This is a genomic window from Pseudomonas sp. A014, from assembly GCF_052378495.1.
Lineage (GTDB): Bacteria > Pseudomonadota > Gammaproteobacteria > Pseudomonadales > Pseudomonadaceae > Aquipseudomonas > Aquipseudomonas machongensis.
The window spans coordinates 304,175-329,671 of sequence record NZ_CP199001.1 but is presented as its reverse complement, the minus strand read 5'-3'; the positions used below and the strand labels follow the sequence as shown (position 1 = coordinate 329,671).

Sequence of the window (25,497 nt, the reverse complement as noted above, 5' to 3'; positions counted from 1 at the left end):
CAAGGCGAAATTGGCACCGTTTTCGGCGTCGTTGCCCCGCGACAATAGGTCGCGGTCACTCCGGAAGCTGCGCAAGGTTACCAGCATAAGATGACGGCGAGATCAATCTGACATCATTATTTTTCATAAAACTGAACCGGTACAGGTCGGACGCGCAACCGTTTGCGATGTGCAGCGACCTCTTCGCGGGCTAGCCCGCTCCCACAACGGCGGTACCACGCGGCTTTCGTGGGAGCAGGCTTGCCCGCGAACGAGACCGACGCCGACTCGAACGTGGAACTGCCCAAGCCAGAACTGTCGAATCCGATTCGCAGGAAACGCCCTGTATCTCTTGTCAGATACTCAGAAGCGATGGTCGCGGCGCTATACTCTGCCGCTCGAATTCACCTATCGGACTACAAGGACTCGCCCATGAAAGCGTTCGGCAAATTCCTGGGGCTGGGACTTCTCGGGTTGTTGCTGATCATCGTGGCGCTGGGCTTCGCCCTGACCCACCTCTTCGATCCCAACGACTACAAAGACGAAATCCGCCAGCTGGCCCGCAACAAGGCCCACGTCGAGCTCACCCTCAACGGTGACATCGGCTGGAGCCTGTTCCCCTGGCTGGGCCTGGAACTGCACGAGGCGAGCATCGCCACGCTGAACAACCCCAAGCAGCCGTTCGCCGACCTGCAGATGCTCGGCCTGTCGGTGCGCGTGCTGCCGCTGCTGCGCCGTGAGGTGCAGATGAGCGACGTGCGCATCGAGGGCTTGAACCTTACGTTGCTGCGCGACGAACACGGCCATGGCAACTGGGAGGATATCGGCAAGCCGCTCCCCGACCCGAATGCCACGGCCAGCAACCAGCCTGCCCCTGCCGAAGGCGCGCCCGCGCAGCCATCGGCGCAGGCGCAGGCCAGCAGCGAACGCGCGGTGAAGCTGGACATCGACAGCCTGACCGTCAACAACGCGCGAGTGCAGTTCACCGATGAGCAGAGCGGCAAAAGCTATGGCGCCGAAAGCATCCAGTTGAGCAGCGGGCCCATTCACGATGGGGTCAACACCCCAATCAAGGCCAGCGCCTTCCTCAGCGCCAGCGAGCCGAACATCAAAGCCCGCACCGAACTGGTCGGCGACCTGCGCTTCGACCGCAAGCTCAAGCGCTACAGCCTCGAAGACATGCGCCTGTCCGGCGAAACCTCGGGCGAGCCGACCGCTGGCAAGACCGTGACCTTCGCCGCCCAGGGCCAGGTGCTGGTCGACCTGGGCGCCAACGTCGCGTCCTGGAGCGGCCTGAAGGTCTCGGCCAACCAGTTGCGCGCCCTCGGCGAGCTGAGCCTGCGCGACCTGGACAAGGCGCCGCAAATCAGCGGCGGGCTGTCCATCGCCCAGTTCGACCTGCGTACCTTCCTCGACGGCATCGGTCATCCGCTGCCAGCAACTGCCGACCCGGCGGCCCTCGCCAAGCTGGAACTGGTCGGTCGCCTGCAAGGCACCCAGAACTCGATCGCCATGGAAGACTTGGCGGTGAAACTCGACCAGAGCACCTTCACTGGCCGTGTCGCCGTCGAAGACTTCGCCAAGCAGGCCCTTCGCGTGCAGCTCAAGGGCGACACCTTCGATGCCGACCGCTACCTGCCTGCCAAGAGCGATGAGGCCAAGGGCGCCAAGGCCGCGCGCCAGGCCGAGGTCAAGCAACAGGAAGCCAGCGCGGTCGCCGGTGCCGGCACCACGCCGCTGCCCAACGCCCCCACTCAAGTAGCCTGGAGCAACGACAAGCTGTTGCCGGTCGATCGCCTGCGCGCCCTCGACCTGCAGGCCGATCTCTCGTTCGGCGCGCTGACCCTCGACAAGCTGCCGATCACCAACGCCCAGCTCAAGGCCAATGGCCAGGGCGGCCTGGTCACCCTGGAGACCCTCCGCGGTGGCCTGTACAACGGCACCTTCGAAGCCAAGGGCACCGTCGACGTACGCCCTGCCGTGCCGCAACTCGGGGTGAATACCAGGATCAACCGGGTACCGGTCGAGCACTTCATCAAGCGCGAAAGCCCGGATCAGGCACCGCCGGTCAAGGGTCTGCTGACCTTGTCGAGCGACCTGACAGCCACCGGCAACAGCCAGAAAGCGCTGATCGATACGCTCAACGGCAACGCCAGCTTCACCATCAACGACGGTGTGCTGGTCAACGCCAACCTCGAGCAGCAGCTGTGCCAGGCCATCGCCACCCTCAACCGCAAGCAGCTCAGCGGCGAGCCTCGGGCCAAGGACACGCCGTTCCAGGAACTGCGCGGCACGCTGGTGGTACGCAATGGCGTGGCCAGCAACCCAGACCTCAAGGTGCGCATCCCGGGCTTGACCGTGAACGGCCAGGGCGACCTGGACCTGCGCGTACTGGGCATGGACTACGGCGTCGGCGTGGTGGTCGAGGGTGACCAGCGCGCCATGCCGGACCCGGCGTGCCAGGTCAATGAGCGCTATGTCGGCGTCGAAGTGCCACTGCGCTGCCGCGGCCCGCTCGAACTGGGGGCCAAGGCCTGCCGCCTGGACCAGGACGGCCTGGGCAAAGTTGCCGCGAAGCTTGCCGGCAACCGCCTGAAAGACAAGATCGACGAAAAACTCGATGAAAAACTCGGCGACAAGGTGAGCCCTGAATTGAAAGATGCGCTCAAGGGGCTGTTCAAACGATGAGCCCCCAGCAGTTCTCCAGCGCCGTGCTGGCGTGGTTCGACCAGCACGGCCGCCACGATCTGCCCTGGCAACAGGGCATCACCCCCTACCGGGTGTGGGTGTCGGAAATCATGTTGCAGCAGACCCAGGTCAGCACCGTGCTCAACTACTTCGACCGCTTCATGCAAGCCCTGCCCACCGTACAGGCCCTGGCCGAGGCGCCGGAGGACGAGGTCCTGCACCTGTGGACGGGCCTGGGCTACTACACCCGCGCGCGCAACCTGCAGAAGGCCGCGAAGATCGTCGTCGCCCAGCATGGCGGCGAATTCCCGCGCAGCGTCGAGGCGCTGACCGAACTGCCCGGTATCGGTCGCTCCACCGCAGGCGCCATCGCCAGTATCAGCATGGGCATTCGCGCACCGATCCTCGACGGCAACGTCAAGCGCGTCCTGGCGCGCTTCACCGCCCAGGCCGGTTACCCCGGCGAGCCGAAGGTGGCCAATGCGCTGTGGGCCGCAGCCGAGCGTTTCACCCCCATGACCCGGGTCAACCACTACACCCAGGCGATGATGGACCTGGGCGCCACGCTGTGTACACGCAGCAAGCCCAGTTGCCTGATCTGCCCGCTGCAGCAGGGTTGCGAGGCGCACCTGCTCGGTGACGAGAAACGCTACCCCGAACCCAAGCCGCGCAAGGCCCTGCCCCAGCGCAAGACGCTGATGCCGCTGCTGACCAACAACGAAGGCGCCATCCTGCTCTACCGCCGCCCCTCCAGCGGCCTGTGGGGCGGCCTGTGGAGCCTGCCAGAGCTCGACAGCCTGGCGCAGCTCGACGACCTCGCCTACCAGCACGGCCTGCGTATGACCGAAAGCCAGGCACTGCAAGGCCTGACCCACACCTTCAGCCACTTTCAGCTGGCGATCGAGCCGTGGCTGGTGCGTGTCGACCCGGTCGGATCGCACGTGGCCGAGCCTGACTGGCTCTGGTATAACCTCGCCACCCCGCCGCGCCTGGGCCTGGCAGCCCCGGTCAAGAAGCTGCTCGCACGCGTGGCCGACGAATTGATTGCAGGAGAAGCCCGATGACCCGCACCGTGAAGTGCCGCAAGTACAACGAAGAACTGCCAGGCCTGCCACGCCCGCCCTACCCTGGCGCCAAGGGCCAGGACATCTACGAGCACATCTCGCAGAAGGCCTGGGACGAGTGGCAGAAGCACCAGACCATGCTGATCAACGAGAAGCGCCTGAACATGATGAATGGCGAGGATCGTAAATTCCTCCAGGCGGAAATGGACAAGTTCTTCGCCGGCGAGGACTACGCCCAGGCCGAAGGCTACGTTCCACCCAGCGAATGACCAGCAAAACCGTAAGCAACGGAATTAATTTAAAAAATTTTCAAAAAGTCGTTGACGCAAACCTGAAAAAGCCTTTTAATGCGCCCCGTTGCCCAGATAGCTCAGTCGGTAGAGCAGAGGATTGAAAATCCTCGTGTCGGCGGTTCGACTCCGTCTCTGGGCACCAAAACACTAAAACCCTGAATCGAAAGATTCAGGGTTTTTTTATGCCTGCCACTTTTTATTCCAGCGACCTCACTAGTCCTGCGGATACAGAGAGCCGAACTCCTCCTCGCTCATGCACCCCAGGTAAGACACCGCCACCAGCTCCAGACCTTCGATAGACTCCAGCATCGGCCGGATAGCCGTACCCGGCAGTTTCTGTTCATCCTGGACAAAGACGTGACCCCGAAAGAACTGTACGCCGTCGTCGCCATAGCCGGTGCAGGTTGCGTAAAAGTAATGCTTCATCTCAACACTCCATATACCCCCGCGTTGTGCGAGGACTGCCACCAAGCTACGCATCAGCCAACCAAAGCATCAGTTGGAAAGCTGACGCTTCGTGTTCACACGATCAGCTCTGCGTTGATCAGCATCAAGGGGCCGACGGGCAAGTATCCATACACTGCTTGATGGATACCCGATCCCCGAAAGGACCTCCATGAGCGACGATTCCCCCCTCCCCCTGCCCAACCCCGTCGAAGCTGCTCCGGCTACGCCACTGCGTACACCGCGCCCTCGCAAGCGCAAACCGCAAGCGTCCATCACCCGGATCAGCCAGCAGCCTACCGCCCTGGAAGTCGCTACCGCCCCTAAAGGCAGTAACGAAGACAGCACCAGCGCGCGCCTGCCGGCCAGCTACCCCTACCGCACGCGCATGCGCCGCCAGGAGTACGAAAAGGCCAAGCACGCGCTGCAGATCGAGCTGCTGAAGGTGCAGAGCTGGGCGAAAGATACCGGCCAGCGCATCGTGGTGCTGTTCGAGGGGCGCGATGCAGCGGGCAAGGGCGGAACCATCAAGCGCTTCATGGAGCACCTGAATCCGCGAGGGGCTCGCATCGTAGCGCTGGAGAAGCCGTCCGAGCAGGAAAAGGGCCAGTGGTACTTCCAGCGCTACATCCAGCACCTGCCTACGGCGGGCGAAATGGTGTTCTTCGACCGCTCCTGGTACAACCGCGCCGGGGTCGAGCGGGTCATGGACTTCTGCTCACCGCTGCAGTACCTGGAGTTCATGCGCCAGGCACCTGACCTTGAGCGGATGCTGTGCAACAGCGGCATCCTGCTGTTCAAGTACTGGTTCTCGGTGAATCGCGAAGAACAGCTGCGCCGCTTCATCTCCCGGCGGGACGACCCACTCAAGCACTGGAAGCTGTCGCCAATCGACATCAAGTCACTGGACAAGTGGGACGACTACACCGCCGCCAAGGAGGCGATGTTTTTCCACACCGACACCGCCGATGCGCCTTGGACAGTGATCAAGTCCGACGACAAGAAGCGCGCCCGGCTCAACTGCATCCGCCACTTCCTCCACTCGCTGGATTACCCGGGCAAGGATCACAGCGTCGCCCACGCGCCAGATCCACTGCTGGTGGGTCGTGCCGCTCGCGGGTTCGAGGAAGAGGACGCTGCCGAGCTGGCCAGCTGAAACAAAAACGCCACCGTCGATACGGTGGCGTTTTCGTTATGCGATGCCTTGCCTTCAGTGCCAGACAGCAACCAGAGCCTCGAGCTCCGCTTCACTGAGCAGGCCTTGAGGATAACGACCATCCAGAAGGCGGCGCGTATCGGTCTTCCTGACCCGGATGTTTCCATGGTGCTTCAACCATTGCGCCAGCACCTTGAGCGATTCGTGATTGATCGCCATTGGAGACAAAGCCGACTCACTTGTTGCATTCATTCGACACGTACTCCCTGGGGCCGTGAGCGGCTAAATTACTGTGGGATTGTTACAGAACAGCGTGGACCGCCGCCCCGAAACACCCCAGGGAAATGCAATACAAGAGCTGTGCCAGCGCGTGGATAAATCGTTTGCGCGAAGCAAAAGGGCCTGTCATTCGACAGGCCCTTTGAGTGTTCGGCGATCAGCGCTTGACCGGTGCCGGTTGCTGCTGGGTGAGGCAGTGGATGTTGCCGCCCCCCAGCAACAGCTCGCGACCCGGGATCATCACCACTTCATGGTCCGGGAAGACCTTGGCCAGAATCGCTCTAGCCTGGGCATCTGCCGGGTCGTCGAAGCTCGGCGCGATGATGCCGCCGTTGACGATCAGGAAGTTCACGTAGGAGCCGGCCAGGCGCACCGACGGGTCACGCTCCTGGCTGCCAGCGACCTGGTCGACGCCGGCGCATTCTTCCTCGGTGGCGAACAGCGGCCCGGGAATGGGCATCTTGTGCACCACGAACTCGCGTCCCTTGGCATCGCGGGTGTTTTTCAGCACCTCGTAGGCAGCGTGGCAGCGCGCATAGTTGGGGTCGTTGGAATCATCGGTCCAGGCCAGTAACACTTCGCCCGGGCTGACGTAACAGCAGAAGTTGTCGACGTGGCCGTCGGTTTCATCGTTGTACAGGCCTTCGGGCAGCCAGACGATGGTCTCGACTGCCAGATGTTCGCGCAGCACGTCTTCGATCTGCTCACGCGTGAGGTGCGGGTTGCGGTTGCGATTGAGCAGGCACTCTTCGGTGGTGATCAGGGTGCCTTCGCCGTCCACGTGGATCGAACCGCCCTCGAGCACGAAGCCTTCAGTGTGGTAGCGCTGGCAGCGCTCCATCTCCATGACCTTGGCGGCCAGTTCCTCGTCACGGTTCCAAGGCGCATACAGGCCGCCATCGAAACCGCCCCAGGCATTGAAGCCCCAGTCCACGCCACGCACTTCGCCATGATCGTTGATCACGAAGGTCGGGCCAGTGTCGCGGACCCAGGCGTCGTCGTTGCTGATCTCGACCACGCGAATATTGGGCAGGTCGAGCTGGCGGCGGGCATTTTCGTACTGGCCCGCAGATACCGCCACGGTGACCGGCTCGAAGCGGGCAATGGCCTTGGCCAGGGTGACGTGCGCCGCCTGCGCGGGCTTGCCGCCCAGACGCCAGTTGTCCGGGCGCTCCGGCCAGACCATCCATACCTGGGTTTGCGGGGCCCACTCGGCGGGCATGTGGAAACCGTCGGCGCGGGGAGTCGAGTTCAGGGTCTTCATGAGTAGCCTCTGGATGGCCCGGCAGGCTGGTGCCAGGGTTGATTGTGCGGGTGTCTGTCAGGGCCTCTTCGCGGGCAAGCCCGCTCCCACAGCGGCAGCATCAATTACCTGTGGGAGCGGGCTTGCCCGCGAAGGGCCAGCGAATACGACCAATCTAACCGATAGATATCGACTTTTAAAGCTTGAAATAAAATCAAAATAGATATTTCAAGAAATTTAATCGATATAAATCGATTTAGATCAACTCAGTTCCGCCAACACACGGTCCACGCAATCGACGAAGTAGTCCACGCTCTGCCGCGTGGTGCACATCGGTGGCTTAATCTTGAGGATGTTCAGGTAGTCTCCCGTGGGCTGCATGAAGATCCCCAGGTCGCGCAGGCGATCGCACAGGACCATGGTCTCCTCGGTGGCCGGTTCCAATGTCTGGCGGTCACGCACCAGTTCCAGCCCCAGGTAGAAGCCCGAGCCGTGGGCAGCACCAGCAAGCGGATGTTTATCGACCAACGCTTGCAAGCGCGCCTTGAAGTGGCGGCCAACATCGCGGGCGTTATCCCACAGCCCTTCGTCGCGCATCACATCCAGCACCGCCATGCCGATGCGGCAGCTCACCGGGCTGCCCCCGGCCGAGGAGAAGAAATAACCCTCGGCCTCGAGCGCTTCGGCGATGTCGCGCCGGGTGATCACCGCCCCCAGCGGCTGGCCATTACCCATGCCCTTGGCCATGGTGATGATGTCCGGCACCACGCCCTGCTCCTCGAAGCCCCAGAAGTACTCGCCCAGGCGGCCGTAACCAACCTGCACCTCATCAGCGATGCACACGCCGCCGCGTGCCCGCACCTTGGCGTAGGCCTCGCGCAGGTAGCCCTGGGGCAGCGAGATACCGCCAGCATTGCCGTACACCGGCTCGCAGATCATCCCTGCCAGCTGGCGGCCACGGGCATCCAGGTCGGCGAGCTTGGCGTCGACATCGCGCAGGTAATCACTGGCACTGTCAGCGCCGCGGTAACGGCCGCGGAACGTATTGGGCGCCTCTACCGGATGCACCCAGTCCGGTCGGGTTTCCAGAGCCTGGGGATTGTCGGCGATCGAGGTGGAGATAGCATCGGTGGCCACCGACCAGCCGTGATAGGCCTCCAGCACGCTGAGCAGGTCACGCCCGCCGCTGTAGGCCCAGGCCAGACGGATCGCCAGATCGTTGGCCTCGGTACCGCTGTTGACCAGGAACACCCGGTCGAAGCCTTCCGGCGCTAATTCGAGCAGACGCTCGGAGAACTCGGCGACGGCCGCGTAGTGGAAGCGCGAGTTGGTATTGACCAGCGACCACTGCCGCGCCGATTCGGCGACCATGCGCGGATGCCCATGCCCGAGCACCGCCACGTTGTTGAGCATGTCCAGGTAGGAACGCCCCTGCATGTCGATCAGGTAGTTGCGCCAGCCGCGCTCGATATGGGGCGGCTGGGCATAGTAGTGCTTCTGCGAGCGGGCGAAGCTGGCATCGCGCCGCGCCAGCAGGGCCTGGGCATCGACCAGCGGCTCGGCATCGCAGTCGAAGCCCAGCAGTGCCGCCGGCGACGGGCAAAGCGCCAGCCAGGCCTGTGCCTGGGACGGTTTGGCAAAGAACGGCGGCGCAATGTTCGGATCCAGGCACAGCTGTACGCTCAGGAAGCCACAGGTCGAACCGAGCATCTGGCCCTTGCGCACCGATTCGCCATCCTCCGGCGCCTGCTCCAGGCCGCTCAGCCACAGCCCCCAACCGGCGGAGCTCAGGCACCCGCGGCCATCCCCCGTGCTCAGCCAGATACCGGTTTGCGGCGCGTGCAACACCGTGCCGCCCGGCAGGTTCAGTTCCACGCCCAAGGCACAGGTGGCAGGCTCGTCAGGGCGGTCAAAATGGGTTTGCGACAGACGGTACTGCCCATGCAGCGTGGTGGCGGGAGCCGGGGTGGCAAGCAACAGGTGCTGGTCGAATCCAGGCTGCTGCCAGTTTCCAGCCTCGCAGTGCGGGCTCAGCACCCCCAGATCGAGCCGACGCACGGTCTGGCCGGCCAGGCTCGGCAGCAGTGCTGCACAGTCGCCGAGGTCCAGGGTGTCCGGGGCAAGGCCCGCGGCCTGCAGGATCGCCGCTTCCATCAGGGCGGCAGGCACCGCAGTGGCGGTATCGAAGATTTCCCACTCATGGGCGATGTTGTCGCGGGTGTACTGGTTGTCCGGATCGACGGTGAGTTGCTGCTCGCTGCTGAGCACCAGCACCGCGGAACGGTTGAGCACCAGCGGCCACAAGGCGCGCAATTCGGCTTCGCTCAGCGGATTGACCGCCTGGTAGGCCGCAACCACCGGCAAGATCCGTAGCGGATCGCCTTCGGCATGATGCAGCAAGGCCGCGCAGGTGACCGAGAGGTCGGCGATACGCCAGGTGTGTGACAGGTCGCCGAAGTCGATAACGCCTTGCGCCTGCCACTGACGATGCTCGTCAAGCGCCCAGACCACGTTGTCATCGGTGATGTCCAGATGCACCGCCTGCGTCGGAAGCTGTCCGACCAGCGGCTGCAGACGCGCCCGCGCCTGACTGGCCACACCCTCGACGCGCTCGCGCCGGGCCTCATCCTTGATGACCGGCAGCAGGTGCTCGATCAACTCCTCGGCATGGCGTGGGTCCCACTGCAGCGTGCGCTCCAGCCCCGGGTGCTCGAAACCGGCCAGGGCCTTGCCAAGTTGCGCACACAGCGCCCCCAGCTCGGCCATCAGCCTATCCGGCATGTGCTTGAGGCGGGTCAGCGGCTGGCCTTCAATGTACTCGAGCAACCGGCCACGCAGGGCCTGCCCGCCGATTTCCAGCGCCAGCAGCCCCTCACCATTGAGCGCCGGGCGCACCGCAGGCACCGGTAAACCCTGCCCGCGCAGGTAGGCCAGTGCAGCATGCTGCGCTTCGAGCTCAACCTGGGCATAGCTGCCATGGCACAGCTTGAAGACGAAGCGCCCCTGCTCGCTGTCCAGCCGGAAGTTCACGTCCTGCTGGCTACCGAGGGGCACCAGCGCGCCGTGCAGGCCGTAATAGGCCTGCAGGGCATGGCTGGCCTGCACCTCGGAAACCTCGGGACGTGGAAGGCTGGAGCGGTGGATCAGGGTGTGCAACGGCATGGTGCGAACCTCGGCCTCTTTTTTGCTTATATCGCCATTACCACTGCCCGGAAGCAAGGGGGTGAAGCGCAGACTGTCGTTGCCAATCTGCAACGATCATTGCCAAAGCCGCGCCCCAGAAGGCCTGGCCTCGCCCGCTGTCCACCAGGAGCTCGATGTCGATGCACGCTGCACCACTGTTGTTGTCGCCTCTCCCGCACCGGCTCCTTGACGCCGTGGCATCGTCGCGCCAACTGCCTGCGTCAGAAGTCCGTCATCCAGACACAGGGGCAGGGTCATGAAGAAAGTCGCCATCCTGCAATCGAACTACATCCCCTGGAAGGGCTACTTCGACCTGATCGCCGCCGTGGACGAGTTCATCCTCTACGACGACATGCAGTACACCAAGAACGACTGGCGCAACCGCAACCAGATCAAGACGCCCAAAGGCGTGGAATGGCTGACCGTCCCTGTCGGCCAGGGCATCGACCGGCGCATCCGCGACGTCGAGCTGCACGACCAGCGCTGGCAGGTCAAACACTGGAAGACCTTGGAAGCCAACTACGCCAAGGCCCCGCATTTCAAGGCTATCGCCGAATGGCTCAAGCCGCTGTACATGGAACAGGCCCACCGCCATCTCAGCACCCTGAACCACAGGCTGTTGCAGGCCATCTGTGGGTATCTGGGCATCGGCACACGCATCAGCCACTCCTGGGACTATCGCCTGGGTGAAGGCAAGAGCGAACGCCTGGTCGACTTGTGCCTGCAAGCCGGTGCCAGCGAATACCTTTCCGGCCCCGCCGCGCGCGACTACCTGGATGAAAGCCTGTTCGCCGCACAGGGCATCACCGTCAGTTGGTTCGACTACAGCGGCTACCCCCAATACCCGCAGCAGTGGGGTGATTTCACCCATGGCGTGACCATCCTCGACCTGCTGTTCAACTGTGGCCCGGACGCACCGCGCTTCATGAAGCATGTGCGACCACCGGCTCCTGAATCCACCGCGCCGACGGGCGCAGCACCCGACATGCGAGTCTCCCCATGAGCAATGCACTAGACAGCTACATCGGCGCCTACAGTGATCGTTTCGGCTTCGCTTTCGACAACGACATCATGCTCAACTGGTATCCCCAGCGGATCATGAAGCTATGCCAGGAACATCACTCGATTCTGGAATTGGGCGTCGGCCACGGTTTCTCGACCAACCGCTTCTCGCGCTTCTTCGCCTCGCATACGGTGATCGACGGCTCACCCTCGGTCATCGCCCAGTTCCGCGAAAACTACCCCGACAGCCCGGTCGAGATCGTCGAAAGCTATTTCGAGCACTTCGACACCGAGCGGACCTTCGACCTGATCGTGATGGGCTTCATCCTCGAACACGTCGACAACCCGCAGCAGGTCCTGGAGCACTTCCGTCGCTTCCTCGCGCCTGGCGGCCGACTGTTCGCCCTGGTGCCCAATGGCGAGTCGCTGCACCGGCGTATCGGCCACGCGGCAGGCAAGCTCGACGACATGATGAAGCTGGGCCAGGGTGACCTGGAACTGGGCCACCAGCGCACCTACTCGGTCAGCCGCCTGACCGATGAGCTGGAGCAGGCCGGCTATCGCATCGTGCGCAAGGAGGGGGTATTCCTCAAGCCGCTGATGACCTCGCAACTGCAGCCGCTGGGGCTGTCCAACGAGATCATCGAAGGGATGTGCACGGTCGGCATCGACTATCCCGAGCTCTGCTGCGCCCTGATGTTCGAGGCCCAGGACGAGCCGACATGAGAAGCCTGTTGATCGGCAGCACCTCGGTCATCGGCCAGGCCATCGCCGCCCGGCTTGCCATGCTGGGTGAAGTCAGGACCGCCGGGCGTCGCGAAGCGGACTTCCCGTTCGACCTGGAGCGGTCAGACAACCCGCCCTTCGATGGCGGGCATTTCGATACCGTGGTGCTGGTGGCCGCCGCCTTCGGCGGAACCTCCAGCGAAGCGCTGATCAAGGCCGAACAGGTCAACGCGGTCGGTACCCTGCGCGCTTGCGAGCTTGCTGCGCAAAGCGGCGCCCGACACCTGATCCTGGTGTCTTCGATGTTCGCAGGCTTTAACGCCGACGACCCTCACTACAACATCTATTCGCTGTCGAAGCGCCATTCCGAGGAGCTTGCACAGCTGTTCTGCAAGCAACGCGAAATCGCCCTGACCATCCTGCGTCCCAGCCAGGTCTACGATGCAGCCGGTGCCTGCCGCAAACACCAGGGACTGCTGTACCTCATCGCCGAAACGGCGCGCGCAGGCAAGACGGTGCAGCTGTATGGCAACAACGACGCGCAGCGCAACTACCTGTTTCTGGACGACCTGGCCGAGATCGTGAAACGCGTGGCGCAGCGCACGGTGGTCGGTCGCTTCGACTGCGTGCACCCGCACAGCCCCAGGCTGTCGGAGATCGCCGAAGCGGCCTTTGCCGCCTGCGCCCGCAGCGCCGACATCCACTTCCTGCGCGACAAGCCGGACATCGCCGACATGCCGGCCATGCAGGCCGATGCGCAACTGCACCAGGCCATCGACTATTGGCCAGCCACCGACATTCGTACCGGCCTGCAACTGATGCAGGCTCATCAGGAGGCCCAGCAATGACCACGGCAATGGTCACCGGCGTCGGCGCGATAATGGGCTACGGCCTGCTGAAATCGCTGCGCGCCGCCGACCCGACGATCAGGCTGCTGGGCACCGACATCTACGACGATGCGGTAGGCCAGGCCTGGTGTGACCACTTCGAACAGGCCCCGTTGACCGCCGACCCCAGGTATCAGGACTGGCTGCTGCGGATGATCGAGCAGTACCGGGTCGATCTGCTGATTCCCGGTATCGAACAGGATGTGCACTGGCTCGACGAACACCGTGACGCACTGGCTGCCACCGGCTGCCGGATTGTGCTCAACGATGCCCGGCTGATCAGCCTGTCGCGCGACAAATACGCCATGGACCAGGCCCTGCTGGCACATGAAGACGACGCCCGTATCCCCAGCCATCTGACCGGCGACTTTGCCTCGCTTTCGCAGCAGCTGGGCCTGCCGTTCCTGCTCAAGCCACGGCGCAGCTACGCTTCCAAGGGCCTGGTGTGGGTCCGCGAAGAGCGTGATTTCACACCCTGGGCACCCCTTCTCGGGGAGGTGCTGATGGCCCAGCCGATCATCGGCAGCGCCAGCCAGGAGTACACCGTGGCGGTGTTCGGTGACGGCCAGGGCGGCATCTGCGCCGCGATCACCTTCCAGCGCAGCCTGGCCTCTGACGGCTCCACAGCCAAGGCCAAAGTGCGCCACGACGCCAGCCTGGATGCTGTGGTGACGCGCCTGTGCCAGCACTTCAAACCGGTCGGGCCCACCAACCTGCAGTTCCGCCGGGCAGACGACGGCACCTGGAAGCTGCTGGAGATCAATCCCCGGATCTCTTCCACCAGTTCCATCCGCACCGCTTTCGGCTACAACGAGGCCGCCATGTGCCTGGCCTGGTATCTCAAGGGCGAAAGGCCCCGGCAACCAGCGCTGCGCGCAGGTTTTGCTGTGCGCTACATCGAGGACTACGTGGTTCATGATCGGGATCATTTCTGACATCCACGGCAATTTCGCCGCACTGTCCACCGTGCTCGCCGAGCTCGATCGGATGGGTGTGGACGAGATCATCTGCCTGGGCGACACCGCCGGTTACTACAGCCAGGTCAACGAGTGCTGCGATACCTTGCGCGCTCGCGGGATCTTCTCGCTGATGGGCAACCACGATGCCTACATCGCGCTCAACCAGCCCTGCCCACGCTCCAACAGCGCCAATGCTTGCCTGGACTATCAGCGCGAGGTACTCAGCGCCGACAACCGCCGCTGGCTCGAAAGCCTGCCGGAGCGTGCCAGCCTGCACGGCCTGGAGTTGATCCACGGTGGCTGGAACGACCCACTCGACGAATATCTCGAGCCCAGCGAAGCCTATTTCGCTGAACACCCGGGGCGCTTCTTCGTCTCCGGCCACAGCCATGTGCAGTTCCTCTGGCAGGGCCGCGACAAGACCTGGTGCAACCCCGGCTCGGTCGGCCAGCCCCGCGACGGCGACCCTCGAGCGGCCTTCGCCACATGGGACGGCCAACGCTTCGCGCTCTACCGCATCGCCTATGACATCGAGGCCGCGCAACGTGCCATGGCACACGCAGGCTTCACCGACTATTTCTATGAGAACCTTGCCAAGGGCACGCAGATCGGCGGGCGCGTCAGCGCGATCCGCAGCGACCTTCCGCCCGCGAACTCTGCAGGAAACCGCCCATGAGCCTGGAAAAGATCCCCTTCAACCGCCCCTACATGACCGGCAAGGAGTTCCACCACATTGCCGAGGCCAACCTGGGCCAGATGCTTGCCGGTGACGGACCGTTCACCAAGCGCTGCCATGCCTGGCTCGAGGAGCGTACCGGCAGCAGCAAGGCGCTGCTGACCCATTCCTGCACCGCAGCGCTGGAGATGTGCGCGCTGCTGCTCGACCTCCAGCCCGGCGATGAAGTGATCATGCCGTCCTACACCTTCGTCTCCACCGCCAATGCTTTCGTCCTGCGCGGCGCGGTGCCGGTGTTCGTCGATATCCGCGAAGACACGCTCAACCTCGACGAACGCCTGATCGAAGCTGCCATCACCCCACGCACCAAGGCCATCGCCGTGGTCCACTACGCTGGCGTCGCCTGCGAGATGGACAGCATCCTGGCCATCGCCCACAGGCACGGCCTGAAGGTGGTGGAGGATGCCGCGCAAGGCGTCATGTCCAGCTACAAGGGGCGTGCGCTGGGCAGCATTGGTGATCTGGGAGCGTTCAGCTTCCATGAAACCAAGAACGTCATCAGCGGCGAGGGCGGAGCCCTGCTGGCCAACGATCCAGAGCTGGTGATGCGCGCGGAAATCATCCGCGAGAAGGGTACCGATCGCAGTCGCTTCTTCCGCGGCCAGGTCGACAAGTACACCTGGCAGGAGGTCGGATCGTCGTTCCTGCCCGGCGAGCTGACCGCCGCCTTCCTCTGGGCACAGTTGCAGGAAGCCGAAGCGATCACCAACAGCCGCCTGGCTACCTGGGCGCGCTATCACCACGCCCTCGTTGGCCTCGAGGCGGACGGGCTGCTGCGCAGGCCGATCATCCCGCAGGACTGCCAGCACAACGCCCATATGTACTATGTGCTGCTCGCCCCGGGCATTGACCGTCAGGCCGTGTTGCAGAGGATGCGAGACGAAGAGGTGTATCCCGTGTTCCACTATGTGCCACTGCATTCCTCGCCCGCCGGCGAGCGCTACGGACGTGCACATGGCTCGATGCAGCTCACCGACGAACTGTCAGACCGCCTGGTACGCCTGCCGCTGTGGTGCGGCCTGGGCGATGAACGTCAGGACAGGGTGATTTCAGCCTTGAGTACCGCGCTCGCGCGCCGTTGAAACAACGGCTGTTGCGCGCCTGCAGCACAATGCCACTACCACCAGCAGGATAGTCACACCCCATGCGTATTCTCATTACCGGCGGTGCCGGCTTCATCGGTTCGGCGCTGATCCGCTACTTGATCGGCCATACCGACAACGAAGTGCTGAACCTCGACAAATTGACCTACGCCGGCAACCTCGAGTCGCTGCGCGGTATCGCCGATAACAGCCGCTATGAGTTCGTACAGGCCGATATCGTGGATCAGGAGACCGTCAGCGCTGTCCTCGAACGTTTTCAGCCTGATGCGATCATGCACCTGGCCGCCGAGTCGCACGTCGATCGCTCCATCGACGGGCCGGCAGCATTCATCCAGACCAACATCATCGGCACCTATACCTTGCTGGAGGCCACTCGCGCGTGGTGGAGTCGCCAGCCGGAAGAGGCACGCGCCGCGTTCCGCTTTCACCACATCTCCACCGACGAGGTGTACGGCGATCTGCACGGTGCGGACGACCTGTTCCGCGAAACCACGCCCTATGCCCCAAGCTCGCCCTACTCGGCCAGCAAGGCGGCATCCGACCATCTTGTCCGCGCCTGGCATCGTACCTACGGCCTGCCGGTGCTGATCACCAACTGCTCGAACAATTACGGCCCATATCACTTCCCCGAGAAACTCATCCCGTTGATGATCCTCAACGCCCTCGCCGGCAAGCCACTACCGGTGTACGGCAACGGCCAGCAAGTGCGTGACTGGCTGTTCGTCGAGGACCATGCCCGCGCGCTGCTCAGGGTGGTGACCGCAGGCAAGGTCGGCGAGACCTACAACATCGGCGGGCACAACGAACAGAAGAACCTCGATGTAGTACACGCGCTCTGCAATCTGCTCGAAGAACTCGCGCCCCAGCGGCCCGCCAACATCGTCCACTTCAGTGACCTCATCACCTTCGTCCAGGACCGCCCCGGCCACGACCTGCGCTACGCCATCGACGCGGGCAAGATCGAGCGCGAGCTGGGCTGGGTGCCGGAGGAGACCTTCGAGTCCGGTCTGCGCAAGACCGTGCAGTGGTACCTCGACAACCTGGAATGGTGCCGCCACGTCCAGGATGGCAGCTATCAGGGTGAGCGCCTGGGCAATTCCGACTTCAAGGACCTGATCGCATGACCAAGGGCATCGTCCTCGCCGGAGGCTCCGGTACACGCCTGCACCCCATCACCCTCGGCGTGTCGAAACAGCTGCTGCCGATCTACGACAAACCGATGATCTACTACCCGATCTCGGTGTTGATGCTTGCCGGCATCCGCGACATCCTGCTCATCTCCACACCTCAGGACTTGCCGCAGTACCGCCAGCTGTTCGGCGACGGCAGCCAGTTCGGCATCAACCTCAGCTACGCCGAGCAGCCCTCGCCTGATGGCCTGGCCCAGGCCTTCCTGATTGGCGAAGACTTCATCGGCGACGATTCGGTGTGCCTGATCCTCGGCGACAACATCTTCCATGGCCAAGGCTTCAGCGAACAGTTGCTGCGTGCGGTCAACCGCCCCTCCGGTGCGACGGTATTCGGCTACCTGGTCAAGGATCCGGAGCGCTTCGGCGTGGTCGAGTTCGACGCGCAGGGCAATGCCCTGTCCATCGAGGAAAAGCCGGTCGCGCCGCGCTCCAGCTACGCGGTGACCGGCCTGTATTTCTACGACAACGATGTGGTCGAGATCGCCAAGGGTGTACGCCCTTCGCCTCGGGGCGAACTGGAAATCACCGACATCACCAACGCCTATCTCAAGCGCGGCGACTTGAGGGTCGAACGCTTCGGTCGCGGATTCGCCTGGCTCGATACCGGCACCCACGACAGCCTGCTGGAGGCTTCCCAGTACGTGCAGACCATCGAGCACCGCCAGGGTTTGAAAGTGGCATGCCTGGAAGAAATCGCCTATCAGAAGGGCTGGATCTGCCGGGAAAGGCTGCTGGCCAAGGCCAACGAACTTAAAAAAACCGGCTACGGCCAATACCTGAGCAAACTGGCTGAAGAAACGCCATGAACGTCATCAATACCGCAATCCCCGAAGTCCTCATCATCGAGCCCAAGGTATTCGGTGACAGTCGTGGTTTCTTCTTCGAAAGCTTCAATGCCCGCACCTTCGCCGAACGCACCGGCGTCCATGCCGAGTTCGTTCAGGACAATCATTCGCGCTCCCAGCAAGGCGTACTGCGCGGTCTGCATTACCAGTTGCAGAACCCGCAAGGCAAGCTGGTCCGCGTGACCCTGGGCGAGGTGCTGGACGTGGCCGTGGACATCCGCCGCGGCTCACCGACCTTCGGGCGCTGGGTCAGCGCACGCCTGTCCGCCGAGAACCACCGCCAGATGTGGATCCCTGCGGGCTTCGCCCACGGTTTCGTGGTACTCAGCGAGTCGGCCGATTTCCTGTACAAGACCACCGACTATTACAACCCCGCTGCCGAACGCTGCATTCGCTGGGACGATCCGCAGTTGGCCATCGACTGGCAACTGACGTCGGCACCGCTGCTGTCAGCCAAGGACCAGGCCGGGGTGCTGCTTCAGGACGCGGAGCTGTTCCCATGAAGATCCTCGTCTGCGGCCGCAACGGCCAGGTCGCCCAGGCCCTTCAGCAGGCACTGGCCGGGCTTGGCGAGCTGCACCTGCTCGGCCGCGACCAGCTCGACCTGGCTCACCCCGAAGCCGTGCGTGAGCCTCTGCGCCAGCTCGCCCCGGACCTGATCATCAACGCCGCGGCGCACACTGCGGTAGACCAGGCCGAAAGCGAAGCGTCGCTGGCTCACGCGATCAATGCCGAAGGTCCGAGGGTGTTGGCCGAGGAAGCCGCACGCCTGGGTGCGCCGCTGATCCACTACTCCACCGACTACGTATTCGACGGCAACAAGACAACGCCTTATGTCGAGGATGACCCGGTGCATCCGCTGGGCGTCTACGGCCAGAGCAAACTCGCAGGCGAGCAGGCGATTGCTGCGGTCGGCGCCGAGCACCTGATTCTGCGTACCAGCTGGGTGTATTCGCTGCATGGGCGCAACTTCCTGCTGACCATGCAACGCCTGCTGCAGGAGCGCCCGCAATTGAAGGTGGTCGACGACCAGATCGGCGCACCGACCTGGGCCGGGACGATCGCCGCGAGTACCCGCGCCTTGATCGAGCGCTGGCAGGCCGGCCAGGCGGGTGCGTGGGGCACTTATCACCTGACGGCCCAGGGCGAAACCTCCTGGTTCGGCTTCGCCCAGGCCATCGCCGAGCAGTTGAAGGCCCGCGACCTGCCCTGCGCCGAACTGCTGCCGATTCCCAGCAGCGAATATCCGACCCCGGCCCGCCGCCCGCTCAACTCTCGCCTGGACTGCTCACGCCTGGCACGTGAATGGCAGGTCAGCCAGCCGCATTGGCAGCAAGCGCTGATCGACTGCCTGAAGTAGCGCATAATTGCGCCAGTTCATTCTGGCGCACTTGGCGATGACCTCGACTTCAATCACTTCGCAACGACCCCGCTGGCGCAGCCTGGCCCTGCTGGCCCTGTGCCTGGCTCCGCTGCTGTGGCCGCTGCATCATCTTGCCGAGCGCTACTACCAGGACCAACTGGCCTCGCAGAACCGCCAGACCCTCGACCTCTATGTCGCCAACCTGCTCGGCACCCTGCACCGCTACGAGACCCTGCCGCAGATCCTCGGTGACCTGCCGGCCCTGCGTGGCGTGCTGGCCGACCCGTTCAGGCTGGAGGCGGTGACCAACGCCAATCGCCTGTTGCGCGAGATCACCCAGCAGACCGGCGCCGAAGTGATGTACCTGATGGACGTCAGCGGCAACACCCTGGCGGCCTCCAACTGGGACAAGCGCGACAGCTTCGTCGGCCGCAACTTCGCCTTCCGCCCGTACTTCATCGAAGCGATGGAAGGGCGCCTGGGCCGCTTCTTCGGCCAGGGCACCACCTCGGCCAAGCGCGGCTACTTCTTCGCAGCCGCGGTGCGTGACGGTGAACGAGTGATCGGCGTGCTGGTGGTCAAGGTCGACCTCGACCACACCGAAACCCTCTGGGGACGCACCCCGGAACAATTGCTGCTGACCGACCAGTACGGCGTGGTGGTGCTCACCTCGCGCCCGGAGTGGCGTTTCCGCGCCACCCGTGTACTGAGCGAAGCAGAACGCAAGGCGATGATCGCAATCCAGCCTTACCCAACCCAGGCCCCGCAACCACTGCGCCTGGAGCCCGAGGCCTGGCTGACCCAGACCCGCGATATCAAGGAGACCGGCTGGCAGGTGAGCATCCTTGCGCCGCGTATCCTGGTCGATCGCTCGGTGCAGACCGTCATGGCCATCGGCGCCGGCGCGTTGCTGGTGACCATGCTCCTGGCCGGGCTGGTGATGCAGCGCCGCCGCCACTACATGGACCGCATCGAACTGGAGGCCCGTGGCCGCCAGGAACTGGAAAACCGCGTGGTGGCGCGCACCGCCGACCTCGAATGGCTGAACAACCGCCTGAAGAACGAAGTGCTGGAGCGCGAGCAGGCACAGCAGGAACTGGTACGCGCCCAGGACGAGCTGGTCCAGGCCGGCAAGCTGTCGGTGCTTGGCACCATGTCGGCGAGCATCAGCCACGAACTCAACCAACCGCTGGCGGCGATCCGCAGCTACGCCGAGAACGCCGAGATCCTGCTCGATCACCAGCGCACCGAGGATGCCCGTGGCAACCTCAAGCTGATCGGCGAACTGACCGGACGCATGGCCTCGATCATCGCCCACCTGCGCGCCTTTGCCCGCCGCGACCGGCATGCCCCGGAAAGCGTGGCCCTGCAACCGGCGCTGGACGATGCCCTGGCCTTGCTGGCCAAGCGTCGTCGGGCGATGGCGGTGGAACTGATCCGCGATCTGCCGGACGCCACCCTGTGGGTCCAGGCCGGTGAAACCCGCCTGCGCCAAGTGCTCGGCAACCTGCTGGCCAACGCCCTTGACGCCCTCACCGAAAAAGCCAACCCACGCCGCCTCTGGCTGAGTGCCGAGACGCGCGACGACTGCGTCTACCTGTACATTCGCGACAACGGCCCGGGCTTTACCCGGCAAGCGCTGGAGCATGCCAAGGAACCCTTCTTCACCACCAAGACCCGTACCCAGGGTCTTGGCCTGGGCCTGGCGATCTGCGAAAGCCTGATGCGTGCGCTCGGTGGCGAGTTGCTGATGGGCAACCACCCGGAAGGGGGCGCCCTGCTCACCCTGCAACTGCGCATCGCAGCCCCCGGCGCCAACCTGAAACCTTCGGAGGATTCCTCGGCATGACCGAGACACTGATCGACAGTCAAACCCAGGTCATCCTGGTCGATGACGATCCGCACCTGCGCCAGGCCCTGAGCCAGACCCTGGACCTGGCAGGCCTCAAGGTTGCCGCCCTGGCCGACGCCCAGGGCCTGGCCGAGCGCATCGAGCCCGACTGGCCTGGCGTGGTGGTCAGCGATATCCGCATGCCCGGTATCGACGGCCTGCAACTGCTGGAGCAATTGCACACACGCGACAGCGAACTGCCTGTGTTGCTGATCACCGGCCACGGCGATGTGCCGCTGGCAGTCCAGGCGATGCGTGCCGGGGCCTATGACTTCCTGGAGAAACCCTTCGCCAGCGATGCCCTGCTCGACAGCGTGCGTCGGGCCTTGGCGCTGCGGCGCCTGGTGCTGGACAACCGCAGCCTGCGCCTGGCCCTGAGCGATCGCCAGCAGTTGTCGACACGGTTGGTCGGCCATTCACCCTTGATGCAGCGCCTGCGCGAACAGATCGGCGCCTTGGCAGGCACCCGTGCCGACGTGCTGATCCTCGGCGAAACCGGCGCTGGCAAGGAGGTGGTCGCGCGTGCCCTGCACGACCTGTCGAGCCGCCGCGACGGCCCGTTCGTGGCCATCAACGCCGGCGCCCTGGCCGAGTCAGTGGTCGAGAGCGAGCTGTTCGGCCACGAACCCGGCGCCTTCACCGGCGCGCAGAAGCGCCGTATCGGCAAGTTCGAGTTCGCCAACGGTGGCACGCTGTTCCTCGACGAAATCGAGAGCATGAGCCTGGACGTGCAGGTCAAGCTGCTGCGCCTGCTGCAGGAGCGCGTGGTCGAGCGCCTGGGCGGCAACCAACTGATACCGCTGGACATCCGCGTGATCGCCGCGACCAAGGAAGACCTGCGTCAGTCGGCCGATCAAGGGCGTTTCCGCGCCGACCTCTACTACCGCCTGAACGTCGCACCGCTGCGCATCCCGGCGCTGCGCGAACGCGGTGACGACATCCTGGTGCTGTTCCAGCACTTCGCCGATGCCGCCAGCCAACGTCACGGCCTGGCACCGCATACCCTGCAACCGGCGCAGCGGGCGATGCTGTTGCGTCACGAATGGCCAGGCAACGTACGCGAACTGCAGAACGCGGCAGAGCGCTTCGCCCTTGGCCTGGAGCTGGCCCTGGACGGCCAGGCGCCCTCTGCCACCGACAGCGCCGAACCGGCACGTGTCGGCAACCTCAGCGAGCAGGTCGAGCAGTTCGAACGTTCGCTGATCGCCGCCGAGCTGAACCAGCCGCACAGCTCCATGCGCAGCCTGGCCGAGGCCCTCGGCATCCCGCGTAAAACGTTGCACGACAAACTGCGCAAGCACGGTCTGAGCTTCGCCGACGGCATCAGCCATGACGATCACGAGGAGCCGCGGCCATGACCACCGACAGCCAGTACCTGCAGGCAGTCCTGCACAGCGATATACCGCTGACACGAGAAATGGGCATGCAAGTCATCGACTGGCACGAGCAGTGCCTGCGTCTGCAATTGCCGCTGGCGCCCAACGTCAACCACAAGAGCACCATGTTCGGCGGCAGCCTCTACTGCGCCGCCGTACTGGTCGGCTGGGGCTGGCTGCACCTGCGTCTGCGCGAGCTGGGGATCGATGACGGGCATATCGTCATTCAGGAGGGGCAGATCAGCTACCCGTTGCCGGTGACCGGTGTAGCGGTAGCACGCTGCCCGGCACCGGACGAAAAGGCCTGGGAGCGCTTCCTGACGATGTACCAGCGCCGCGGCCGGGCGCGCCTGACCCTGGAGACGGTGGTGAGCAATGCGGGGAGTGAAGAGGCTGCAGTGAGATTCAGCGGGCAGTATGTGCTGCACCGCTGATAAGGCGAGGAGCGAGGCGGCTTCGGTAATTACTGCCCGATAGCCGCTGCAATGACTTTTTGCCGCCATGGCGCCTTGGCCGGCAGCGCCAGGAAGAACGGATTGAGCAGCGACTCCCGCGCCGGGTAGCGGAACGCCTGGCCATCCAGCCCGATCACCTCGCCCCCTGCGCCTTCGACTACCCCTTGCGCCGCCGCGGTATCCCACTGCGAGGTCGGCGCCAGGCGCGGGTAGAAATCGGCAGCGCCCTCGGCCAGCAAGCAGAACTTCAGCGAGCTGCCGATATTGGCCAGTTCCAACGCGCCAACCTCGGCACCGAGCCCAGCCAGCAAGGCTTCCTGCTCGGGGCTGGTATGGCGGCGGCTGGCAACCACGGTGAAACGGCCATCGGCAGGTGGCGCGTTGCGCACGTGAATCGGCTGGGGCTCTGCCTGTGGCTCTGCACGCCATGCTCCCAGATCACGACCACCGAAGTAACAGCGACCATTGGTCGGCATCGACACCACGCCAAACACCACCTCGCCGCGCTCGATCAGGGCAATGTTGACGGTGAATTCCTCGCTGCCGGCGATGAACTCCTTGGTGCCATCAAGCGGATCGACCAGCCACCAACGCGACCAACCCTCGCGGGTGGCCAGCGGAATGTTGCAGTCTTCCTCGGACAACACCGGAATCTGCGGTGCCAGCACCTGCAGGCCGTCGGCGATGATCCGGTGGGCGGCCAGGTCGGCGGCGGTCACCGGCGAGTCATCGGCCTTGTTGGTGACTGCGACGCCAGAGCGCCAGAACGGCAGGATCGCCTCGCCCGCCAGTTGCGCCAGCTTCACGACTTCGTGCATCAGTTGCAGGTCGTTCATGCGCTCAGCAGCCCCCGCTGGATCAGCAGGTCACGGGCCAGGTACAACGCTGCCAGCGCTCGCCCTTCGCTGAACTGCGGGTGCATGGCCAGGGCCGAGAGCTCACGCAGGTTGACCTTGTCGACGCGCATCGGCTCGGGCTCGTCGCCTTCCAGGCGCTCTTCGTAAAGGTCAGTGGCCAACACCACCTGGATCTTCTGGCTCATGTAGCCGGGCGACAGTGACAGTTCGGTGAGGTGCTCCAGTTGCCGGGCACCGAAACCGGCTTCTTCCTTGAGCTCACGGTCAGCGGCAGCCAGCACGTCCTCGCCCGGCTCGATCAGGCCCTTGGGCAGCGACAGCTCGTATTCGTCGGTGCCGCCGCAGTACTCCTCGACCAGCACCGCATGCTCGGCGTCGAGCATGGCCACGATCATCACCGCCCCATAACCGTTGCCTCGACCGACCAGGCGCTCGTAGGTGCGCTCGTTGCCATTGGAGAAGCGCAACTGCACCGCTTCGACCCGGAACAGGCGGCTGCTGGCGACGATCTCGCGACTGAGGACAGTGGGTTTCTGGCGCATGGGTGCGGCTCCTTGGCGTGAACGGGTTACTATACCGTGGCTTGCCGACCGATCGAGAATTTCCAATGCCTGTTCTGCCCTGGTCCACCATCGATACCGTCCTGCTGGACATGGACGGCACCCTGCTCGACCTGCACTACGACAACCGCTTCTGGCTCGAACACCTGCCCCAGCGCTACGCCGAGCTGCATGGCGTAAGCCGCGCGATGGCCGAGCTGGAGTTGCGACCGCTGTTCGAGCGCCATGCCGGCACCCTGAACTGGTATTGCCTGGACTTCTGGAGCCGCGAACTGCGCCTGCCGATCCGCGAACTCAAGCGCGAGATCGCCGACCTGATTGCCCTGCGCCCAGACGCCGACACCTTTCTTGCCGCCATCGGCAAGGCTGGCAAGCGCGTGGTGATGATTACCAACGCCCACCGCGACTCACTGTCGCTGAAGCTCGAGAAGGTGCAGCTTGCGCCGTATTTCGAACGGCTGATCAGCTCGCACGACTACGGCTACCCGAAAGAGAGCCCGCAGTTCTGGGATGCCCTGCGCGCCGATATCGGCTTCGAGCCCGCGCGCAGCCTGTTCATCGACGACACCCTGGCGATCCTGCGCAGTGCGCAGCGGTTCGGGGTGAGGCATCTGCTGGCAGTGCGCCAGCCCGATAGCCGGGCGGATGTGCGCGATACGCAGGAATTTGCGGCGGTCGAGGATTACCGGGAGTTGTTGCTGGGGCTTTGAGGGCCTCATCGCGGGACAAGCCCGCGATGAGCGCAACGCAGATCCTCAGTCTGGAATGCGCAGCACCTGCCCCGGATAGATCTTGTCCGGATGTGACAACAACGGCTTGTTGGCCTCGAAGATCTTCTGGTATTTGCTGGCATCGCCATACTCGGCCTTGGCGATCGCACTCAAGGTGTCGCCCTTCTTCACCGTGACGAACCGGGCCGCCTGCGCCACCGGCCCGGTGACGGTGATCTGGTCATCCACCGAAGCCACCCCGGCGATGTTGCCTGCCGCCAGGATGATCTTCTCCTTCTCCTCCTGACTCGCCACCTCGCCCTTGAGGATGACCTTGTCACCCTCTACGGTGGCCGAAATGTTCGGATTGCCCAGGCCCACGCTCTCCACGTGCTTCTTCAACTGTTCCTCGGCATTGGCATTGCCGGGGGTCAGCAGATCGATCAACTTCTCGCCGGCTTCCTTCACGAAACTGAACAGGCTCATGACGCGCTCCTTGTTGATGATT

Annotated in this window: 25 protein-coding genes and 1 tRNA gene; 19 read left to right on the top strand and 7 right to left on the bottom strand. The window is 64.0% G+C overall.

Going from position 1 to position 25,497, the window contains the following annotated elements; translation table 11 throughout:
- Nucleotides 1-411 precede the first annotated feature (411 nt).
- The 4 genes from ACTYOL_RS01590 to ACTYOL_RS01575 all read left to right on the top strand — a co-directional run bounded on the left by ACTYOL_RS01590 (nucleotide 412) and on the right by ACTYOL_RS01575 (nucleotide 4,166).
- Nucleotides 412-2,667 carry an AsmA family protein gene (locus ACTYOL_RS01590; RefSeq protein ID WP_444757451.1) on the top strand — a complete coding sequence of 752 codons (2,256 nt, stop codon included), beginning with the start codon at nucleotides 412-414 and terminating at the stop codon, nucleotides 2,665-2,667.
- The gene (mutY, locus tag ACTYOL_RS01585) at nucleotides 2,664-3,731 is read left to right on the top strand and encodes an A/G-specific adenine glycosylase (protein WP_153772450.1); all 1,068 of its coding nucleotides are present in this window, start codon (nucleotides 2,664-2,666) and stop codon (nucleotides 3,729-3,731) included. The genes ACTYOL_RS01590 and mutY overlap by 4 nt, the downstream gene beginning before the upstream one ends.
- The gene (locus ACTYOL_RS01580) at nucleotides 3,728-4,000 is read left to right on the top strand and encodes an oxidative damage protection protein (protein WP_054891704.1); all 273 of its coding nucleotides are present in this window, start codon (nucleotides 3,728-3,730) and stop codon (nucleotides 3,998-4,000) included. The genes mutY and ACTYOL_RS01580 overlap by 4 nt, the downstream gene beginning before the upstream one ends.
- Nucleotides 4,001-4,090: 90 nt before the next feature.
- Nucleotides 4,091-4,166 (top strand) — tRNA-Phe (locus ACTYOL_RS01575).
- Nucleotides 4,167-4,237: 71 nt separating this feature from the next.
- On the opposite strand, the gene ACTYOL_RS01570 is transcribed toward ACTYOL_RS01575, so the two are convergent.
- A complete protein-coding gene (locus ACTYOL_RS01570) occupies nucleotides 4,238-4,450 on the bottom strand; it encodes a hypothetical protein (protein WP_151925521.1) in 213 nt (70 codons plus the stop codon).
- A 190-nt stretch (nucleotides 4,451-4,640) separates the two neighbouring features.
- On the opposite strand from ACTYOL_RS01570, the gene ppk2 reads away from it, so the two are divergent.
- Nucleotides 4,641-5,624, top strand: a complete 984-nt coding sequence (gene ppk2, locus ACTYOL_RS01565) for a polyphosphate kinase 2 (protein WP_234465118.1) — start codon at nucleotides 4,641-4,643, stop codon at nucleotides 5,622-5,624.
- A 54-nt stretch (nucleotides 5,625-5,678) separates the two neighbouring features.
- Here ppk2 and ACTYOL_RS01560 read toward each other — a convergent pair whose 3' ends face one another.
- The 3 genes from ACTYOL_RS01560 to ACTYOL_RS01550 all read right to left on the bottom strand — a co-directional run bounded on the left by ACTYOL_RS01560 (nucleotide 5,679) and on the right by ACTYOL_RS01550 (nucleotide 10,308).
- Nucleotides 5,679-5,876 carry a hypothetical protein gene (locus ACTYOL_RS01560; protein WP_054891701.1) on the bottom strand — a complete coding sequence of 66 codons (198 nt, stop codon included), beginning with the start codon at nucleotides 5,874-5,876 and terminating at the stop codon, nucleotides 5,679-5,681.
- A gap of 184 nt (nucleotides 5,877-6,060) precedes the next feature.
- Nucleotides 6,061-7,167: an agmatine deiminase gene (gene aguA, locus ACTYOL_RS01555; protein WP_054891700.1), complete on the bottom strand. Its 1,107-nt coding sequence runs from the start codon at nucleotides 7,165-7,167 to the stop codon at nucleotides 6,061-6,063.
- 240 nt (nucleotides 7,168-7,407) lie between these two features.
- The gene (locus ACTYOL_RS01550) at nucleotides 7,408-10,308 is read right to left on the bottom strand and encodes an aminotransferase (protein WP_444757450.1); all 2,901 of its coding nucleotides are present in this window, start codon (nucleotides 10,306-10,308) and stop codon (nucleotides 7,408-7,410) included.
- Nucleotides 10,309-10,585: 277 nt separating this feature from the next.
- On the opposite strand from ACTYOL_RS01550, the gene ACTYOL_RS01545 reads away from it, so the two are divergent.
- The 13 genes from ACTYOL_RS01545 (at nucleotide 10,586) to ACTYOL_RS01485 (ending at nucleotide 22,841) form a co-directional block, all read left to right on the top strand.
- Nucleotides 10,586-11,332: a WbqC family protein gene (locus ACTYOL_RS01545; protein WP_200603112.1), complete on the top strand. Its 747-nt coding sequence runs from the start codon at nucleotides 10,586-10,588 to the stop codon at nucleotides 11,330-11,332.
- Nucleotides 11,329-12,057, top strand: a complete 729-nt coding sequence (locus ACTYOL_RS01540; RefSeq protein ID WP_444757449.1) for a class I SAM-dependent methyltransferase — start codon at nucleotides 11,329-11,331, stop codon at nucleotides 12,055-12,057. The genes ACTYOL_RS01545 and ACTYOL_RS01540 overlap by 4 nt, the downstream gene beginning before the upstream one ends.
- Nucleotides 12,054-12,905, top strand: a complete 852-nt coding sequence (locus tag ACTYOL_RS01535) for an NAD-dependent epimerase/dehydratase family protein (protein ID WP_444757448.1) — start codon at nucleotides 12,054-12,056, stop codon at nucleotides 12,903-12,905. The genes ACTYOL_RS01540 and ACTYOL_RS01535 overlap by 4 nt, the downstream gene beginning before the upstream one ends.
- Complete coding sequence (locus ACTYOL_RS01530; protein ID WP_197889764.1) at nucleotides 12,902-13,879, top strand: ATP-grasp domain-containing protein; 978 nt, start codon at nucleotides 12,902-12,904, stop codon at nucleotides 13,877-13,879. The genes ACTYOL_RS01535 and ACTYOL_RS01530 overlap by 4 nt, the downstream gene beginning before the upstream one ends.
- Nucleotides 13,860-14,579, top strand: a complete 720-nt coding sequence (locus tag ACTYOL_RS01525) for a metallophosphoesterase family protein (RefSeq protein WP_153772457.1) — start codon at nucleotides 13,860-13,862, stop codon at nucleotides 14,577-14,579. The genes ACTYOL_RS01530 and ACTYOL_RS01525 overlap by 20 nt, the downstream gene beginning before the upstream one ends.
- Nucleotides 14,576-15,721: a dTDP-4-amino-4,6-dideoxygalactose transaminase gene (rffA, locus tag ACTYOL_RS01520; protein WP_153772458.1), complete on the top strand. Its 1,146-nt coding sequence runs from the start codon at nucleotides 14,576-14,578 to the stop codon at nucleotides 15,719-15,721. The genes ACTYOL_RS01525 and rffA overlap by 4 nt, the downstream gene beginning before the upstream one ends.
- Nucleotides 15,722-15,783: 62 nt before the next feature.
- Complete coding sequence (rfbB, locus tag ACTYOL_RS01515) at nucleotides 15,784-16,866, top strand: dTDP-glucose 4,6-dehydratase (protein ID WP_444757447.1); 1,083 nt, start codon at nucleotides 15,784-15,786, stop codon at nucleotides 16,864-16,866.
- Nucleotides 16,863-17,738, top strand: coding sequence for a glucose-1-phosphate thymidylyltransferase RfbA (gene rfbA, locus ACTYOL_RS01510; RefSeq protein ID WP_125930980.1), 876 nt, complete (start codon nucleotides 16,863-16,865; stop codon nucleotides 17,736-17,738). Before rfbB ends, rfbA begins: the two co-directional genes overlap by 4 nt.
- Nucleotides 17,735-18,280, top strand: a complete 546-nt coding sequence (gene rfbC, locus ACTYOL_RS01505; RefSeq protein ID WP_444757446.1) for a dTDP-4-dehydrorhamnose 3,5-epimerase — start codon at nucleotides 17,735-17,737, stop codon at nucleotides 18,278-18,280. Before rfbA ends, rfbC begins: the two co-directional genes overlap by 4 nt.
- Nucleotides 18,277-19,137, top strand: a complete 861-nt coding sequence (gene rfbD / locus ACTYOL_RS01500; protein WP_200603114.1) for a dTDP-4-dehydrorhamnose reductase — start codon at nucleotides 18,277-18,279, stop codon at nucleotides 19,135-19,137. Before rfbC ends, rfbD begins: the two co-directional genes overlap by 4 nt.
- A gap of 37 nt (nucleotides 19,138-19,174) precedes the next feature.
- Complete coding sequence (locus ACTYOL_RS01495) at nucleotides 19,175-20,989, top strand: sensor histidine kinase (protein WP_054891730.1); 1,815 nt, start codon at nucleotides 19,175-19,177, stop codon at nucleotides 20,987-20,989.
- The gene (locus ACTYOL_RS01490; protein ID WP_197889760.1) at nucleotides 20,986-22,389 is read left to right on the top strand and encodes a sigma-54-dependent transcriptional regulator; all 1,404 of its coding nucleotides are present in this window, start codon (nucleotides 20,986-20,988) and stop codon (nucleotides 22,387-22,389) included. The genes ACTYOL_RS01495 and ACTYOL_RS01490 overlap by 4 nt, the downstream gene beginning before the upstream one ends.
- Entirely contained in the window at nucleotides 22,386-22,841 is a 456-nt protein-coding gene (locus ACTYOL_RS01485) for a thioesterase domain-containing protein (protein ID WP_197889759.1), read from the top strand. The genes ACTYOL_RS01490 and ACTYOL_RS01485 overlap by 4 nt, the downstream gene beginning before the upstream one ends.
- A 29-nt stretch (nucleotides 22,842-22,870) precedes the next feature.
- On the opposite strand, the gene cysQ is transcribed toward ACTYOL_RS01485, so the two are convergent.
- Together cysQ and nudE are read right to left on the bottom strand one after the other, a co-directional pair.
- The gene (gene cysQ / locus ACTYOL_RS01480; RefSeq protein ID WP_444757445.1) at nucleotides 22,871-23,698 is read right to left on the bottom strand and encodes a 3'(2'),5'-bisphosphate nucleotidase CysQ; all 828 of its coding nucleotides are present in this window, start codon (nucleotides 23,696-23,698) and stop codon (nucleotides 22,871-22,873) included.
- The gene (gene nudE / locus ACTYOL_RS01475; RefSeq protein ID WP_153772464.1) at nucleotides 23,695-24,261 is read right to left on the bottom strand and encodes an ADP compounds hydrolase NudE; all 567 of its coding nucleotides are present in this window, start codon (nucleotides 24,259-24,261) and stop codon (nucleotides 23,695-23,697) included. Before nudE ends, cysQ begins: the two co-directional genes overlap by 4 nt.
- A gap of 65 nt (nucleotides 24,262-24,326) precedes the next feature.
- Here nudE and yrfG point away from each other — a divergent pair, with 65 nt between their 5' ends.
- Nucleotides 24,327-24,989: a GMP/IMP nucleotidase gene (gene yrfG / locus ACTYOL_RS01470; RefSeq protein ID WP_065864469.1), complete on the top strand. Its 663-nt coding sequence runs from the start codon at nucleotides 24,327-24,329 to the stop codon at nucleotides 24,987-24,989.
- 45 nt (nucleotides 24,990-25,034) lie between these two features.
- Here the strand turns inward: yrfG and lysM are convergent, their stop codons facing one another.
- Nucleotides 25,035-25,475: a peptidoglycan-binding protein LysM gene (gene lysM / locus ACTYOL_RS01465; protein ID WP_054891686.1), complete on the bottom strand. Its 441-nt coding sequence runs from the start codon at nucleotides 25,473-25,475 to the stop codon at nucleotides 25,035-25,037.
- Nucleotides 25,476-25,497: the final 22 nt, after the last annotated feature.